The 17,917-nt window shown below is 66.2% G+C and carries 10 protein-coding genes; 5 read left to right on the forward strand and 5 right to left on the reverse strand.

Annotated features, from left to right (window positions below; all coding sequences use genetic code 11):
- Positions 1-311: 311 nt before the first annotated feature.
- From ACQP12_RS14955 to ACQP12_RS14970, 4 genes are all read right to left on the reverse strand, one after another.
- The gene (locus tag ACQP12_RS14955) at positions 312-1,793 is read right to left on the reverse strand and encodes an FAD-dependent oxidoreductase (protein WP_433288430.1); all 1,482 of its coding nucleotides are present in this window, start codon (positions 1,791-1,793) and stop codon (positions 312-314) included.
- The gene (locus ACQP12_RS14960) at positions 1,682-4,003 is read right to left on the reverse strand and encodes an NACHT domain-containing protein (protein WP_433288432.1); all 2,322 of its coding nucleotides are present in this window, start codon (positions 4,001-4,003) and stop codon (positions 1,682-1,684) included. Before ACQP12_RS14960 ends, ACQP12_RS14955 begins: the two co-directional genes overlap by 112 nt.
- On the reverse strand, positions 4,000-4,872 hold the full coding sequence (locus tag ACQP12_RS14965; protein WP_433288434.1) for a hypothetical protein: 873 nt from the start codon (positions 4,870-4,872) through the stop codon (positions 4,000-4,002). Before ACQP12_RS14965 ends, ACQP12_RS14960 begins: the two co-directional genes overlap by 4 nt.
- Before the next feature lie 126 nt (positions 4,873-4,998).
- On the reverse strand, positions 4,999-5,262 hold the full coding sequence (locus ACQP12_RS14970; protein WP_433288436.1) for a hypothetical protein: 264 nt from the start codon (positions 5,260-5,262) through the stop codon (positions 4,999-5,001).
- Between the two features lie 612 nt (positions 5,263-5,874).
- Between ACQP12_RS14970 and ACQP12_RS14975 the strand changes: the two genes are divergently transcribed.
- The 4 genes from ACQP12_RS14975 to ACQP12_RS14990 all read left to right on the forward strand — a co-directional run bounded on the left by ACQP12_RS14975 (position 5,875) and on the right by ACQP12_RS14990 (position 13,677).
- Positions 5,875-7,590, forward strand: coding sequence for an Hsp70 family protein (locus tag ACQP12_RS14975; protein WP_433288438.1), 1,716 nt, complete (start codon positions 5,875-5,877; stop codon positions 7,588-7,590).
- Positions 7,591-7,708: 118 nt separating this feature from the next.
- A complete protein-coding gene (locus tag ACQP12_RS14980) occupies positions 7,709-9,634 on the forward strand; it encodes an AfsR/SARP family transcriptional regulator (RefSeq protein WP_433288440.1) in 1,926 nt (641 codons plus the stop codon).
- A 231-nt stretch (positions 9,635-9,865) separates the two neighbouring features.
- On the forward strand, positions 9,866-12,817 hold the full coding sequence (locus ACQP12_RS14985; protein WP_433288442.1) for a BTAD domain-containing putative transcriptional regulator: 2,952 nt from the start codon (positions 9,866-9,868) through the stop codon (positions 12,815-12,817).
- Entirely contained in the window at positions 12,814-13,677 is an 864-nt protein-coding gene (locus ACQP12_RS14990) for a DUF2637 domain-containing protein (protein WP_433288444.1), read from the forward strand. Before ACQP12_RS14985 ends, ACQP12_RS14990 begins: the two co-directional genes overlap by 4 nt.
- Positions 13,678-13,945: 268 nt before the next feature.
- On the opposite strand, the gene ACQP12_RS14995 is transcribed toward ACQP12_RS14990, so the two are convergent.
- Positions 13,946-15,004: a glycoside hydrolase family 18 protein gene (locus ACQP12_RS14995; protein WP_433289273.1), complete on the reverse strand. Its 1,059-nt coding sequence runs from the start codon at positions 15,002-15,004 to the stop codon at positions 13,946-13,948.
- Between the two features lie 512 nt (positions 15,005-15,516).
- Between ACQP12_RS14995 and ACQP12_RS15000 the strand changes: the two genes are divergently transcribed.
- Positions 15,517-17,598 carry an NB-ARC domain-containing protein gene (locus ACQP12_RS15000; RefSeq protein ID WP_433288446.1) on the forward strand — a complete coding sequence of 694 codons (2,082 nt, stop codon included), beginning with the start codon at positions 15,517-15,519 and terminating at the stop codon, positions 17,596-17,598.
- Positions 17,599-17,917: the final 319 nt, after the last annotated feature.

Consider the following 17,917-nt stretch of genomic DNA (forward strand, 5'->3'; position numbering starts at 1 on the left):
GTTCCGACCAGGCTACCCACCTGTCGAAAGAGCACCGCGCGTTGGGCACGCAGATCGCGATCGTCAAGTAGGCGGCGGTCAGGCTCGCCTGACATTGCATCGCAGGGTGGTACTGGACTTCCCCCTGCTGCAAGGCCGTGGGGTATCCGTCATGGCTGGCGCCACCCCTGCTCCTAACTGACCGCGTCGGAAAGCAGCAGTTGAAGCAATTCGACGTCATCCGTAGTCCGGGCCGGGCCTCCAACGTCTCCCGGTGGCAGCGCCGGTCGCCCGTGTGGTCCTTGAAGCGATTAGTCGTGGGCGGAGAGGAATTAGCAATAGAACGCTTGCGTAAGCGGGGGATGGTCGAGTGGCGGCACTCGGGATCCGATAAGGATCCTGGCGATGATCTGCGGAGAAAGTAGCCGTAGGTGCGACTTCGACAGCGTGTAGACGTCCAACATTGCCTCTGCAACCATAGGATCCTCGTTCGCGGTCGCCAACAACCGGCGTAGGAAAGACATGGTAGTCCGGTGTGTAAGGGACGGTCGGCTACTGTGCTCGGCGAACTCCCGATCTTGTCGGCTCGCGATAGCCCACGGCACCCGCGTGGTCTCCACGACTGACCGCTGCACGGCCCGGCTGTTAAACTCGTGGCCACCGTCGCTCAGTGCCCCGTCGAGCTCCAGCACGCCACGAGCACCCGCTGACATGCCATGTCCGTAGAAGGGGTTGTACGCGGTTAGGGCGTCACCGATGAGGAGCAAGCCTTGCGGCCAGGCAGGAAGGAGTTCGACATACTTTCGGTAGTTGCTCGTGGCTCGGGTGACTCGAACGGAACCGATTGGTTGAGCCAGTGATATTAAGTCGGCGAGGAAGGGCGTCCGTGCCTGTCGAGCCAGAGCGATAAAGTCTTGGCTCCGGGCTGGCGGTCTGGTTCCCCGGATCACGGACAGGGTCACATGCCAGAGGCCCTCTTCGATCGGAACCAGCGACCCAGCCCGCACGAGGGTTGGCTGGTTAGGTGAGGGGTGGATGCTGACCAGTGGGAAGCCGTCCCGCATCGACCGTGGCGCTTGGAATGCGTGGGTTACGTAGAACACTCCCGGATGGATTATTTTCGTTGGCGGCGCCGGCAGGCCGAGACCTACCAGCCAGTCCTCTGCCCTTGAAGCGCGGCCAGTGGCTATGACGAGTAGATCGCAGCTCACCTCGATCTCGCGCCGGTGCTGCGCTTCATAAAGGCGTATACCTCTCACCTGGTGCTGATCACCGACGAGACTCGTGGCTTGGCAGCCCCACGAAACCTCGATGGCGCCGTCCAGCAGAATCTCTTCCCGTAGGGTCCAGTCGAGCAGGTCCCGGCTGCAGGCAAGCAGATATTGCTCCCCGGCGAATCGGCGCATCCAGCCTGCGGAGGACATAGACAGGAGTTGGGCGGGTAGGGCTATTCTGTTGGCCCCTCTGGTCTGGAGGCGTGTCAGCGCACCGGGAACGATTCGTTCGACTGCGCGTGCGCCACCGGACCACAGCAGGTGGGAGTGGCGAGCCTGGGGAGTTCCACGGCGAGGCGTTGGGCCGGCCGGAAGCTGATCCTGGTCGACGAGGAGTACTCGCTCGACGTGTCGAGCGAGTACCTGTGCGGCCAGCAGACCTACGAACCCGGCACCGATCACGACCGCCCGGCCGACTCTCGCCACGTCTAGCTCCTCCGCTTCAGACTGCGGAACTGCGCAGCTAGGTGGCGCTGTAGCTCCACGTGCCGAAACTGGTAGGCGCCACCGGAGTACCTTAGTACTCCCCTCTCTCGGCACGCGTCGTCGAGAAATGTCAGCAGGTTGAGCGGAAAACCATGTCGGGCGGCCAGGTAGCACTTGCTGGCGAAGTAGTTGCCCCAGGGAGTCTTCATCAAGCCGCCCAGCAGCCCGGCGGCCAAGCCACCGAGCGCGCCACAGGTCATCACCGTTACCTCGCCCTGTCGCGTCGGCACGATCAGATGCGCCGCGAATCCCGACATGTTGAGCATGCCGAGTAGTGACACCGTTGAGCCCATCAGCAGGCCCGAGCCGAAGGTGAACATGAGGAAAAGGCGTCGTTCGCGAGCCACCGCAGAGAACGGCTCGTCGATCTCCTCCAGGTCCGCGCCGGAAGTGTTCAGCCCAAGTCCAACCGACGCCGCGAGACCGGCGACTACCGCCACCAATGCGCCGGTCAGCATGGCGAAGGAGACACTGCCGGTGCCGCTAGCCGCGACCACGGACACGACTACGCCAAGCGTAAGCCCGAAGGCGGACCCGACCAATACATCGCCTCGGTGCAGTTGGAAATCCTTGGACGGGGTTAGGCGTTGATTCTCGAGGACGCGAGCGCCGAGGTATGCAAGCAGCCCGTTGACAGTACCGACGGCCAGCCCGAAGTACATGTTGTGGATGACCCAACCGACGGCCGTGACGACGACCGCCAGCACGAGGGAGAAACTGACGGCAACCACCCGTCGGCCGTACCTCGGGAAGATTCGGTGCGAGGTCTCGGAGTACAGGAGGACTCCGGTGCTGTTGACCACGGCCGCAGCAAGCCCGAACCGGGGGCCAGAAAGCGGCCAGAGACCAAGCCCAACGGCAAAGAAATCGGCGATGGCCAGCACCGACGACATGAAGAGAGTGGGTGTGAAGAGCGTCAGACTCCACCAAGTGAATGCGGCCTCGTCTTCACGGCGTGCACCGGTCGCAGCTATCCTCCGTAGCGTATGGGTGGCCCGCTCCACACCCCACCTAGGTACTCGGCCAACCTCAGTGCGGTAGACCGCCGGCAGGTACCTCTCAAATAGATGAAGCTTGAGCTGATCATCATCGCGAAAGCGGTCTTCATCGCATATCTCCGACGGGTCCGGCACGGTGGAGTCGGTGTCTCCGGGGCGCGGGACGTAGATTGAACGGGCGAGCGAGACTGTCAAGGGGCTTCGCAAAACTCTTCCTACCGGCGTGTCTGTCCCTAGCTTCTTGAAGACGCACGCCCACCGCTTCGGATCGGCGAGGTTCGAGGCTCTGCGGAGGTAGGCCTCAACATCTGTCCCCTCAAGGTTGGCCAGCTGGATGCCCGTGGCTCCCCGCAGCTTCACAACGATGTCGCCGCCGCCGTCGACTATCTCCCGGTAATTGTCAGTGCGACAGGAAACGACTATCCCTTCGGCGGGGCGGAGGGCGGCGTTTATGCAGTCGAGGGATCGTAGCCTTCGGTAGGGCTTCATCTCGTCCAGGCCATCGAGGACCGGAAGCACTAGTCCCGCGTCCGTCAGAGCTTGCGCCCCGGTTACGAAGCCGGCGTCCGTCCTCAGCCGAGCGGCCGTCGCGGGATAGCGCTCGACGAGCTGCCGCACCAGCCAACGGTGTAGGTCTTCGGCTTGTGGATCCCAGGAGGTCACGGGAAGCAGGACTGGCACTGCATCGCCCTCTTGGTAGTTGGCCAGGATGTCAGCAACCAGCCGCAGCAGCAACACGCTCTTGCCAGCCCCGGGCTCGCCCAAGACCACCAGCCGTCGGGTTGGAATCCGGCGCAGGACGCCGGCAAGCTGATTTCCCGTACCGGCTATTCTGCTCACTCCGCGAGCCCACCCCTTCCGGTGTGTCGGTGTACTCGCGCCCCAGCTCACGGCGGTCGTCACCAAGTACTGCCAGTCTTCCACTAGGACGGGGTCGGCGGGTACCCAGGAGACCGGAAGCGGATGTGGGTCATTGATGCGGCGGTCCCGAATCTCGGTGGATATCTTCCCTCCGACTGCTTGTGCCAGTTGTTGCGCGATTCTGGTGACCGTCAGTGTGTTGAGGGCCTCGACTCGCGCCTCGTAGAACGTGCGCCAGGACAGGTAGAGAGTGGGGATAGCCAGTAGGATCGCCGTGACTGCAGCCGGCATCCTTGAAATGCCGAACACCGACGATAGCCATATGGTCAACCCGACGAGCGCAGCGAAGAGCGAAATCAAAACGTATCTGGTACGCCGCGTGCGTTCTACGGGACCCGCAATCACTCAGTGCTCCTCAGATCGGCCAAGCCTTCAGACACCTGTCGAAGTGATTCCTGTATCCCGAAGAACTTGCCGGTTCGACTGTGTATCTCGAACGCGTCGCGGTCGTACTTTATCCGAGTCGCGGCGTTAACCCGGTACGTCGTCCGCTTCATCGGCAGTTGGGCGATGCGTGACACGTCACCTCGCCGCGGTCCGTTCCATGGCGCCGGTCCGGTCTCCTTCATGCGGCCATCTGCGCCGACGTGTACGCCCATCGCCTGCGGTTGGCCAGCGATGCTGGCGGATGCCGAGACCCATGTGCCTGATGGGCCAGATGCAGCAGCCCAGTCCCAGCAGTCGAAGAAGTTCAGTAGGGGTGCCGTACCCCAATTGTGGTCCTGGTACGCCCAGCCGCTGACTCGACTCGCCCTCCCCATCTGATGGGCCCGGCCGCGAAAACGGGCATAGGGCATCGGTACGCTCCAGTGCGTTTCGTCATCACCGCATTTGACAATGAGCGATCGGTTGCCAGTGCGCCACGGATCGCTGAGCCGTTCAACGACTATCTCTACATAGGTCTTCGGGAAGCTGAGCTGGACCGACCATCCGGCCGCCGTCTCCTCAACGTATTCTGAGGCTTTGAGGTAGCCTCTCCCATCACTGTTGAACCACGCCGGTGCCCTAACGTGTTCAACTCCGTTGGCCTGCGTCAGCAGGGTGCCTGATACGTAGGGTTCGTCGGCGCGATTGCCGGGGATGCTCGTCAGATGGCACACCAGCGTGAGGTAAAAGTCTCGGGAGGTGGCCTGTAGATACCACCATTCAAAGCCGTTTCCGGGCTGTCGAACTTGGCGATGATTCCCGCCAGTAGATGCAGTGTCGATGCCCATTCCAGATGACACCTCCCGAGGGTGGATCAGAATAGTGTTCCATCTGATCGAGAAATGATAGGCTGTCAAGTCAACAGTTAATCGGGTGCCGGAGTACGGTTCCAAGTGCGTCGACCGAGTAGTGGCCTATGTCGGCGGCAGTGGTGTAGGTGGCGGCTCGCTGGCGGTCGGGGTGAACGTCAACGACGTACGGCCGCAGGGGTGTTGTTCGACCCGTACCACACCCTCGAAATGGATGACGGTGATCGGCTTGAGGATGAAGCGTAGGGGCGCGGTGCTGGCGGCACCGACGACCGCGGCCAGATAGGCCGGCAGCCCAGAGTCGTCCTGCGGCGGGAAGCGCAGGTCGTAAGCCCCTGGTGAGGCCGGAATCTCGAGTTCGCCATCCACTTAGTACATCGCACCGGCGAGCAGTGAGACGATCATGAAGTTGATGAGGGCCGCATTCGGGCGAGAGTTCCCGGGTGTCTCACGGGCTCATGGGACGTGCGGATGGACGAGCGATGTTGTCTGGGCATGAGTCACCTGCTCCTGATTTAACGGCGACCGGACGATCGGCCGGCCGGGAAGCCGGCAGGCCCCCGTCCATCGTCGGTCTCGTACGCCCTGCTCAAAACAGCTATGGCAATTCCCCGGACAACCTCGGACACCAACCAGCGAGTTTCCCGTCCACCTCAGTCATCGAGGATCTTGTAGCCGGGTGCGGCGGCTGGGTCGGGTTAAGTCGTGACAGCGTGGGATCCGTCAATATCGAGGTGGTCCGTCGCCGCCGAATCTGCGCACCCTGGTTCGTGGCTATGAGTAGTTCAAGGGTGACGTGAACGTGATCCTCATGTTTGACTGGGATCTATGCGAGCGGGGCAGGCGCGACTAGCGATCGACTGCGGAAGCGCCAGCACCACCGCCGTGCTGGCGTGGCCGGACGGCACATGGGCGCCCCTGATGTTCGACGGGGAACCCGAGCTGCCCAGCGCTGTCCTGCTGTCCCCGCAGGGGGCCACGGTGACCGGCCACCAGGCGTGGCAGGTCGCAGCCACGACTCCCGACCGGTTCATTCCGACCCCGCGCCAGCCTCCCGGCCAGCGGTTGAGCGTCGCCGGCGCGGACGTCGATCCGCTCGACCTGGTCGCGGCGACCATGCGCCGGGTCGCGCACGAGGCGCTGCAGGTCGCCGGACCCGACACCGGAGATGTGCGGCTGGTTGTGCCAGCAGGGTGGGGTCCACGGCGCCGGACGTGGATGCGCCACGCCGCACACCGGGCAGGCCTGCCCCAACCCACGCTGATCGAGGCGCCGGTGGCGGTCGCCGGGCACCTCCTTGCCGCAGGGGTGCAGCTGCCGGTCGGATCGTTCATCGCGGTCTGCGACGTCGGCGCAGGGGCGGAGGTCAGCGTCCTGCGACGAGGGCCGGCCGGGTTCGAGGTCCTCGCCACCCTGGCCGACCCGGCCGCCGGCGGCACAGCGATCGACGATGCCCTCGCCGCACTGCTCGCTGATACCAGCCCTGCCCAAGGTGACGGTGAACGGTGGGCGCTGATGGCCAGCGTCCGAACTGGCAAGCACGCCTTGGCCGACCATGTCGCGGTCACGATCCCTCAGCCGCAGGGATCAGCCATCGTGCTGAACACGAGCCTGCTGGAACAAGCCGCCCAACCGATCCTGCACCGCGCCGCCCAACTGACCACCGAGGCGATCGCAGCCGCGGAGCTCAAGGCCCAAGACCTCGCAGGCGTCTACTGCGTCGGCGGCGTCGCCCGGATGCCGCTGCTGGAAAAGGCGCTCACCGAAACCGCCGGGATAACCCCCGTCGTGCTCGCCGATCCTAAGCTGGCGGCGGCCCGTGGGGCAGCGGACGCCGGCGCCGCCGACGCCACCGCCGGGCAGCCGGTGGGGGAGGAGCCGGTACCGCCGGTGCGGCGGGCCGTCGCGATCGCCGTGCCCGGCTTCGCCTCGCTCGCGCTGATCTCCCAGTTCCTGCTCACCCCCGAGTGGAACGGCAGCCTCATGTACAAGTGGGCGCTGCTCAACTGGGGTGAACTCGCCGTGGCAGCCGTCTTCGCCGTGATCGCCAGCCTCGGCGCTGGCACGGTCCTCGCCTCCGCAATCGCCGCCCGCACGAGCCTTACGCCCGGCGCACCCGCGAACCCTGGCTCGCAGACGGGTACCGGAATCCTGGCGTCGGCATCCCTCGGCGTCGCCGTCGCCGGCATGTACGCCGTCCTCGGCAGCCTCTACATCGGCGATCCCGTCGGCGGGTTCCTCCGCTGGACGTTGATGCCGATCGCCCCGATCGTCGCCGCTGCGGCGGTGATGGCTCTCGTCGCCGCACGACAATGGCGCACCCCACCCGGCGGCTGGTCGAAACTGCTCGCGTTCCCCACCGGATCGGTGATCACCGCCGGGCTCGGCATGGCGCTGATCCAGTACTCGCTGACCGCCGACCGGTGGCCGAACATGGTTTTGTGGATCGACCTTGCCGGACGCGTCGGCGGCCTGCTCCTCGGCATCGGCGCGGTCATGGCGGTCGTATCCCAGCCCATCCTGCGGCTGATCCTGGGCGCGCCACTGGCCGTCATCACCGCCGCGCTGGTCAGCTGGCCCGCCTCGGGAATCCTCGGCGTGATCTACGCCATCGCCGTGGCCGGGTGGTGGCTGCGCCAGCTGTGGACCCGCCTCCTGCGCCCCCAAGCCGCACCACCTCGTCGGCCGGTCCGATGAGCCGACGAGCCGCAACCGGCGACCAGGCCACCGGGTGGGAGCGCGGGGGATGAGGTGGCCTCGGCGGGTCGTGTCAGCCGCCTTCGCCTTGACCATGCTGGTCGTACCACCGTGGCTGTTGACCACACTCGCCGGGCCGCCGCTGCCCGCCTGGCCCACCGGGGCGCAGCTGCGGAGTTGGATCGCCGCCCCGCTGAACCAACACACGCTCACCGCGGGGCTCACCGCCTTGGCCTGGCTGGTGTGGCTGGGCCTGGCCTGCACCGTCGCGGCCACCGCCGCCCGCCGGGCACGCGCCCGCGCCCGATGGCTGCGCCGCCTACCGCTACCCACACCCTGGCAGGCCGCGGCCACAACTGTGGCTGGCGCCGCCGCCCTCAACACCGCCCACATCCCCACCGTGGACACACCGATCCCGCCGATTTCGGCCTCCACCGGCACCCTTCACCCGAACGACGGCGCAGCGGACACGCAGACCGGCGATGGCATCACGGTGCCCGGGGGCTGGCTACCCGACACCACCGCCCAACAGGTCGCCGCCGCGGCAGCCCTGGTGTGGCTGCGCCGCCGCCGCGCCTACCAACCCGGGCAACCCTCAACCGATGCCTCAGACCTGGTGCCGCTACCGGCCACCGTCACCGCCGTCCGCACAGCCCTCACCGACGCAGCCACCCAGCAGCCGCCCGCCACACCCGCAACCGCGGCACTGCCAGCCCTGCCGACGCCCTGCGTCGCCCTCACCGGAGACGGCGCCGCTGACGCCGCCCGCGGCATCCTGCTCACCCGACTGCTCGCCGCAATGCGAGACCCACAAGACACGACCCGCCTGCTCATCACACATGCCGCCCTCACCACCCTCCTGCCCGACATCTCCACGGACACAGAGATCCCCGGCCTGCGCCTCGGCGGCACCGTCGACCAGGCGGCCGCGCTGCTTGCCTCCCTCATCAACGCACCTCCCGCGCCCGGTGGGGGAGCGGGCCCCCCGAACCTGCTGCTGCTCACCGACCCGCCGAACGATCCGACGACCGCCCAACTCGCGACCCTGCAACACGCGGGCGCGACCGTCGTAATGCTCGGCGCCGGACCGCCCGTGACCACCTGGAGCATCGACCGCGACGGCCACAGCCGCGACGAGCACACCGGGCGGACAGGACCCCGGCTCTGCGTCCTCAACCGCACCGCCGCGACGGACCTGCTCGCCGTCATCGCCCACCCCGCTCGCGAACGGGAGGACTCCGTCGGCGAACCGGCTCCGCCGCGGCGGCGGCCAGCCGAGACCGGCCACGCGCGGATTCCCCGCCAAGCAGGCAGTGGCCGTCGGGCGGCAGTGCCGGACATTCCAGCGGTCACGAGCCCCCGTCTTCAGGTGCGGGTGCTCGGCCGGCCCGCTCTCCTCGCCGGCGGGGAGCCCGTAACGATCCGCCGCAGCGCCGCCCTGCAAGTGCTGGTGTTCCTCGCCGTGCATCCCGAGGGAGCCACGACCACAGACCTGGTTCAGGCGATCTGGCCCGGGTTGCCCGCCCACACGGTCAGCGGCCGTCTCTACACCACTCTCAGCGACCTCCGGGCCGCCATCCGCGCCGCCACCGTCCTCCGACACACCGACGACCGCTACCACCTGAACCCCGACCGAGTCGACGTCGACCTGTGGCGGCTGCACGCCGCCGCCCACCACGCCGCCACCGCCCTCACCGACCCCGCACCCGCCTGGCAAACGGTGATCGACACCTACACCGGTGACCTCGCCGCCGGTCACACCTGGGCCTGGATCGACCCGCCGCGGGAGGCCATCCGCCGGCTCGTCCTCGACGCCTACGCGAGCGCCGCAGCGGCCCAAACCGATCCACACCACCGGCTTCGGCTCCTGCAGGACGCCATCCGTGTCGACCCCTACAACCAGACGCTGCACCAACTCGCCGCCGACCAGCTGAACGCGCTGGGCGACGCCGACGCCGCTGCCCGGCTCTTGGACGGCTACCAGAGGCGGCTGCAACTCGCTGGCATTGCCGCCAGCGACCAACGCGCGCCCACCTCGCGCTGACCCAGCCGCTAACCCCATCAGCAGCATTGATCTGCCCGTGCAGTCAGGTGTCAGGAGCTGTTGCGGGGCGGCGCTGACCTGCGGGTGTGAGGTCGTGTGAGGTCGTGTCAGGTTCTGTCAGCCGTCATCACCGCCCATCACCGCCACGGCGGCCATAGCGTCACGGCACCGTCCAACCCCGCGCACTGGCAGCACCCCCACCTGCCAGCGCGGGCCACGAGGGGAGGCCAGGTGACGTTCCGAACAGCACGCGCAGCAGCCACCACCACCGTCGTCCTGTCCACAACAGCCGTGCCGGTGATCCTTGCCGTCACCGGCACATGGACCCCGCAGCTACCTTCACCGGCCACCGCTCGGCAGTGGATCGCCCAACCGATGAGCACCGGCTTCGTCATCGTCCTCGCCGAAGCCGCAGCAGTGGCGCTGTGGCTGGTCCTGGCCACCGCCATCCTCACCCACGCCTACACCGCGCTGGCACGCCGGCTGCGCTGGACGACGACCCTCCGCCTTCCCGGCCCGCTCCAGGGCCTCACCGCGGCGCTGCTCGGCGCCACCGCCGTCACCACCGCCACAGGCGCCACCGCACACGCCAACCCCGCCACCGACACGAGCAACAGCGCAACGCCCGCCGCCGAACCGACCACCACCACGTCCACGTCCCACCACCACGCCAGCCCAGATCCGCGACCAGCCGCGCAGACACCCACCTACACCGTGCGGCGCGGAGACAGCCTCTGCCGCATCGCCGCACGCACCCTCGGCGACGCCGACCGCTGGCCGGAAATCTTCGCCCTCAACCGCGGCACCCACTTCCCCCACGTCGGCGGCACGCTGCGCGACCCGAACGTCATCTACCCCGGCTGGACCCTCGACCTGCCCGCCGACGCCGACCCACCCCCCACGGCACGCCCGCCTGCTAACACAGCACCACCGAAGGGCGGCAATCCCGACGAGCATGCGGCGCGGGACTCCGACCCGCGACCGTCACGTCCGGCGCCAGCGCACACCGAACACCCGGCCGCCCCGCAACCCGCCGCCACCACGAACCCCCACGGAAACGCCGCCCAACCCAGCTCAACAGGCAACGCGATCAGTCCAAGGGCAGACACCAGTCGCCCGGCCGAGAAGGCTTCCCCAGGCGTGTCGCTTCCGACCGGCAGCTGGGTCGACCTCGGCCTGGCCGGCGCCATCGTCGCCGCCGCCGCGCTGGTCTGGGCCCACCGCCGACGCCGCTACGTCCCCCGCACACCCTCGACCCGGCCCCGCCTCGACGACCCCACCCTTACCCCCATGCCGCCGGTGGTCGCCCAGATCCGTCGCGGGCTGCGTCGCGCCGCCCGCTACTCAGAGCTGGGCGACCCGGCACACCAGCGCGCCGACAACCCTTACCCGGACCGACACACCGCCAGCGGTGAACGGCACGACCGGACATCGGACCGCGACGACGCGCACCCTGCCGTTGACCAGGCTGAAGACAAAGGCCCGAGGCCGGTCGTGCCGACACTGCACACCCTGCTGTCGCCGCCGCGGCGTTCGGCCGGATTGGCCCTCACCGGGCCCGGCGCCTACGCCGCCGCCCGCGGACTCCTCACCGCCGCCCTCGCCGCCGGCGGCGCCGAACATCCTGACGCCCGCACCGAGGTGGTCGTGCCATCGGCGACCGCGGCGACGCTGCTCGGCACAGCCAACCTGCCCCGTACGCCGCAGCTGACCGTCACCGCCGACCTGGACGAGGCCCTGCGGAACGTCGAAGCGCAGACCATGCACCGCACCTGGCTGCTCCAGCAACACGACGTCGGCACCATCGACGAGCTGCGCGCCGCCAACCCCTACGAAGAACCCGTCCCACCAGTCATGCTGCTGGCCGACCCCAGCGGCGAGCAGGCCCGGACCGCCGCCCTGCTCAACCAGGGCCAACGCCTGAACATCCACGGCGTACTCCTCGGCGATTGGCCCGCCGGCGACACCATCACCGTCGCCACCGACGGCGCCACCACCTCCGGCGACCGCGACGCCCGGCACACCACCCACCCTGACGAGATTGACCGCCTCACCGTTCTTAACCCAGCCGAGGCCCTTGACCTGCTCACCACCCTCGCGGAGTCACACACCGGGCTGCCACAGGTCCCCGCGCCCGCCGAACGCCTATCCGTTATGCCCGCCGAGGCTGCCCACTCGTCCGCAGCCGAGACTCCGCCCTCTCCCGCCACCCACACCGGCGGGGCCATCACCGACCCGACTGCTGACGGCGAAACCCGAGCCGACATACCCCGCAGCACCGCTGCCGTGCCAGGAGACGGGCACCAGGACAGCCCCGCCGTCCCGGCATCCAAGCCCCCTGAGGACTCGCAAGCGCCAGAGCAGGCAACCAGCGACAGGGGCAGCGACCCCGAGGACGGCAAGCAAGTGCGGATCCAGGTGCTGGGCGAACCCGCCGTCGTCGGCGCAGACCCCCACCGCACACCACGCGCCAAATCCCTCGAGCTCCTGGTGTACCTGGCGGTCCATGACGGGGCCGCCCCGGCTGAGGCAATCCTCGACGACCTGCTGCCCGACGCCCCAACCAGCAAAGCCGCCGGCCGGCTCTACACCTACGTCTCCGGACTGCGCGCCGTCCTACGCCACGCCGGCCGATCCGCAGGACACGTCACCCACCCCGACCACCGATACGTCCTCAACCGAGACCTGCTCGACATCGACCTCTGGCGCATGCGCACAGCCATCCGCGACGCCGCACAAGCCACCGACCCGCAAACCCGCGCCACCGCGCTACGCCGGGCAGTAGATGCCTACACCGGACCCCTCGCCGACGGCTGCGACTACGAATGGATCGAGCCCTACCGCGAAGCAGTACGCCAAGAAGCCCTCGACGCGCACCTCGCCCTCACAGACACCCTTACCGGGCAGCCCGTGCAGCAACTGGCCGTTCTCGACGCCGCCATCACGCACAACCCGCACCACGAAGCCCTGTACCAGGCAGCGATGCGAGCCCGCAAAGACCTCGGCGACGTCGAGGGCATCCGGATGCTGCGCCGAACCCTGGCACGCCGGCTCAACGACATCGACGCCGAACCCAGCGACGACACCCTCGCCCTCGCCGACCGACTCATCGCCGACCTGCGCCGCCACGGCAGTACCTCCGGCAACCGCCGTCTGCTCAACACGGAGGGAGGCCCCGAATGACCGCGAACGCCACGCTCACATCCAGCAGTAACGATTCACCGGACGCGCTGACCGGTGACGCCACTGACCACCTGCAGCGACTACGGTGGGCGGTACGGGCAAGCCTCGCCCTCGGCGTCGTCGCATCAGTGGCCGCGAACGTTCTGCACGCCCGCCCGAACCCGATAAGCCAAATCATCGCCGCATGGCCGCCTCTGGCCCTGCTGCTCACCGTCGAGCTGATCTCCCGCGCACCCCACCACCGCCGCCTGCTCCGCGCCATCCGCATCGCCGCGACCGCTGTCATCGCCGCCATCGCCACCTGGGTGAGCTACTGGCACCTCGCCGGCGTCGCCGCCCGCTACGGCGAGACCGAACACGGCGCCGCCTACCTGCTGCCCATCTCCGTCGACGGGCTTGTCATCGTCGCCAGCGTCAGCCTTGTCGAGATCACCGCCAGAATCCACGCCGCGGCGCTCGCAACAGCCCCGGGCACAGCGCCAACACTTCCACCCCCGGCCGAAAAGGCACCGGCCACGACTGTCATCCTCACGACCCGCACTCGATCACGACCCGGCGGCACGCATCACCAACCGGCTCAAGACACGCCACCAGCACGGCGCACCGATGCCCCGCAGCCACGAGCTACCAACGACGACGGCTCGAGCCGGCCGGGACTGCCGCACGCGGCGTGGGACACGAGCCCAGACGACGTGCCGGCCGCCACCGGCCCAGCGGTCGCCTACTGGCGGCGACGCGACCCCACCCTCCACCCGGCCGAAATCGCCGCCCGAATCGGCAGGTCCGAACGCACCGTTCGCCGCCACTGGCCATTACCGGCAGGTAACGGTATCGACATCCGTCAACGGGCGCCTCGCTGACACCTGTTCGTACGGCTCTCCGCATATTCCGCCCAAAGCCAACGCGCAAGGCCTCCCGCCGACGACGGCGATGAGCGGAGGCAAATACCGGGCACAACCGCCGGCGGTCTTGAAGGCGGCATCGCCAGCGACGCGGCGTCGACGGCGTAACGGATCCGCCTCTGCTGAGAGAGTGCGGCGAACCGCTCGCCGCTGTCTCCGCCGATCTGCCGGCCTGCTGCTGCCCCGCAGCGTCCTTCCTCAACGCCGGCCAGCGGACCACGACGGGCTACTGACGGAACGGGCGGGTCATGGCTGCGAGGAGGGAATGCTCGCTGTCGTCACCGGCGAGCTGCCACGTGAACGCGCCACGCAGCCCGTGCCTCGCCGCGAACGCCGCTCGTTGTTCGATGGAGTCGGCGTCCTCGTAGCTGACGAACGTCTGCGTACCGGGATGGTAGAGCCACGGTGTGCGGGCCACCGGGTGGCGGTGGCGTTGCCATGCCGGGTCGGGCAGCAGGTCACGGTTGATGTCGCGCCAGTTACCGACATCGACGGTACCGATCTGCGGCTGGAACAGCCCGGCTTGCTCGCCGGGTGAGGTGACGCGGAACCCGCGGCCGTAGAACGGCACGCCGAGCACGAGCTTGTCGCGTGGTACGCCGTGACGCTCGTAGTAGTCGACCGCACCGGTGACGTTGTTCCACTGCCGCAGGCCGGGTTCGAGCGGGTCGTCGGCGACTTGCGCCAGCGGCGCGTTGAACGTAGCGATCGGGGAGAAGCCCGTACCGAAGTCATAGGCCATGAGGTTGACGAAGTCGAGGAGTTCGGCGAGTTCCGCGAGTTCGAAGCTGTCCGCCGGGTCATAAGGACCGGCCGACTGCAGCCGCCCGGCCGGCAGGGCGGCGGTCAGCAGGCGGTCCGGGCCGAGACGCTCACGCAGTTCCTGGACGAGCAGCGTGCAGTTGCGCCGGTCCTCGGGCCGTCGGGCGAGCTCGGCTGGGCCGCCGGATACTGGAAACTCCCAATCCAGATCCACGCCGTCGAAGCCGGCGGCGAGTTCCACGCATTCGGCGACCAGGTCGGCGCGGGTGCGCGGGGTCAGCGCGGCATCGGAGAACCCACCGGCGCCCCAGCCGCCGATCGAGATCACAATGCGCAGGTGCGGATACGCCCGCTTGATCGCGGCGAGCTGCCCCGGCGCCGCGGGCGGAAGGGTCAGGCGGCCGTCCTCGATCGTGGCAAATGCGTAGAACAGGTGGGTCAACAGGTCGGCGGGAAGATCCTCGATCGGGTACTCGTGCGCGTCCACTCCGGGGAAGTAGGCACCCAGAACCGGCCGCCACATGATCACCGGCCCACCGTAGCAGCCGGCGTCACAGCCCACTCGGGTGAAAACGGCGCGACGGGCTAACCCACTCGCCCGTGAGACGCTGGCCGTGAACATCCGGATCTGCCCAGGTGAGTGTGCTGGGACCTGTCGAGATAGCTTTCGCAGCAAAGCCCTTTGTGTATACGGCGCCAACCCGTTTGGGCGATTGAACTGAGCGATGTAAGTGATACGGTGAGGGCTTGCTTGCTGTGAAGTAGGGGTACCGGGCTGTCTGTGCGGGGAGAAGAATGACTGATATCTCACTGTCTGTGGACGCGCTGGCGTATGAGGCCATCCAGAAATGCTTCCGGAATGCGATCGTGGGTCTCATTAGAGATAGGCTGCGGTCGGCTTATGGTGAGATGTGGCCCGATCATATCACGGCGCTTTTCGCCAAAGAGTGGGATTCAATAGCGCGAAGTGCCACGATCGCGGAGGCTTCCGGGGCCGTTTCAAGGAGTGCAGCTGACGCGGCGGACCTTCTTAGTGTGAACCACTTCTATAACATCTTCGAAAAGTTCTTCCCTGATCTCGTTGACGAGAACCTGCGCCCGATTGGCGAGGCATTAAAGCCGTTCAAGAACTCCGTGTTGGCAAGCTTGCGAGAGATTAAAGCGATCCGCGACCCAATCAGTCATCCGCCGGAAACGGATCTCTCGCCGTATGATGCCTTGAATGTGGTTCACAACGCCGGTCGCGTCCTGAAGGCGTTGAACTTGACAGGACCAATGAACCGCCTGGAGTCTATACAGACGGAACTTGCGCGCAGGGCGGCATCTCTTGATGTCACAAGTTATGGCTCATCGCCAAGTCTCTCCTGCTCATTGCCACCGAAGGAAGAAATGTTCGACCACTTTATTGGTCGAACAACGGAGCTTGAAGAGCTTTGGCGATGGTTGGCGGATCCTAGTGCTGGAAGGTGGGTGCTGGTAGGTGAAGGCGGGAAGGGAAAGAGCGCAATTGCTTATCAGTTCTGCAACACTGTGCGCCACCTCGCCTCCGGCAATTTAGTCGGCATATTCTGGCTGAGCGCAAAGCGGCGTAGATACCAAGAGGCTTCGGTACGAGAAATCAATAATCCGGATTTTCATGACTTAGATAGCGCGCTCAGCAAGCTATTGAATGACTACGGATGGTCGACCGAGGTCTCAAAGAGCGTCGACGCCAAGCGCGAGCAGGTATTGGAACTTATGAGAAGTCTTCCATCCCTGATCGTTGCGGATGACATCGATTCGATTGACCCTGACTGTGAAGACGTTGTCGAGTTTCTCACGTACGACGCTCCGCGTACTGGAAGTAAAATCCTTCTCACTAGCCGTAGGCAGTATGCCGGTATGAGCAGGTCTTCCACAAAGGTCTCCGGCTTGGCGGGCGGTGATGCTGAAGAGTTCCTGCGCACCATGGCAAACCGACTCGCTCTTGCCGATGCCAAACTGCCAGCTAGGTTCGAATCTATTATCGAGTTGACCGAGGGAAGCCCTCTCTACATGGAAGATCTCCTCCGGCTTTGTCGAAGGCTGCCAGTCGACAAGGCGATTGAGAGATGGCGGAACGAGTCCGGAGACTCGGCACGACGCTATGCCTTGCAGCGAGAACGCGAGTTGCTGTCACCGTTGGCGCAGGAGGTTCTTGACGCATGCTGTCTTGCGCGGGTGGAGCTTTCGGTTGCTCAGCTCGAGCGCATTCTAAATAAGTCCGAGGCATTGATTTTCGGTGCGCTGGACGAGCTGGAAAAATCTTACCTCGTACCAGGTCCGGTGATAATTGATGACATTCCGACGTTTCGCGTCAACAGAAATCTTGAGTCACTGGTGCGAAAGGACGTAAGGCAGGATGCAAGTCGTCTTGCACTACGCAATGCAGTGGAGGCGGTGGTCACGCCAAGCCGCGGTAGTTCATCCACCAGGCAGGTGGATGGCTATGTGCGTCAGATTCGCGTGCTAACCAGCTCCAGGCGGCCGCAGGAGGCGCTGAATGTCGCCGACCAGGCACTGGACGCATTCCCCAATAATCCGCACCTGCTTGCCGCGCAGGCACTAGCATTCGCCGCCATGAGTCCAAGCCGGGATGCTGATGCCCGTGCAGCTTGGAGTCGGGCATTCCAACTCGGCAACTCGCGCAAGGAAGTGTACCTTCAATGGTCTTGGTTTGAGGCGGAGCAGCAAAATTGGACGCAAATGAGCAACGCGGCACAGAATGGCATTACCCGCTGCGGCGAACGCCATGAACTACTGTTGCAGGCAGGCTATGCTGAAAGCAGGCTCGGGCAGGCTCAGGATAGGGCCTTAGATGGCGCTTTGGCTCAGCAGTCTTTCGATCGAGCGGCGAATCTTCTGAAGCGAGCCCTTCGTGCGGCCGAACAGCAAGGGGCTTCGGATGCTGATAAATCCCGTATTTACAAGGCGCTCGTTGTTAATGGACAGTCCATGCACAGGAATGAAGAAATTCTGTATTGGATGAAGCAGTGGCTTAGCTGGAACCCCGATGACCCCTATGCCCTCGATGAATGCCGTCGCCAGTCGAAGAAGTTTGTTGAACTCAAGGCTTATGTCGACGTGGGCCCTGCGTGACCCGCACCAGGAATCAAGTCACTCCAAGGTGGGAAAGATCCACGCTGGTTGGGTGACTCTTGTCTTGAAGAACGTTCCCGATTCCACCGAGATCGTTGGTTGCGTCTCCGAGAGGACGGCCCGCCGGCGCTCGAACAACTACATCAAGCGCGATGTCGGCGCTTGCTATCGCCCAGCGGACTTCCCGTGACGCTGCGGCGGCTGCTTCCAACAGGGCTCGGACACTTCCTGTTGCTTGTGGCTGGCGGCCAGCATGGATTTGGCCTCGTTCTTGAGCGGTGGCCATCCTGGTACGTCGAAGGCGATCTCGAGGGCACGG

Source organism: Micromonospora sp. CA-244673, assembly GCF_050948395.1.
Lineage (GTDB): Bacteria > Actinomycetota > Actinomycetes > Mycobacteriales > Micromonosporaceae > Micromonospora.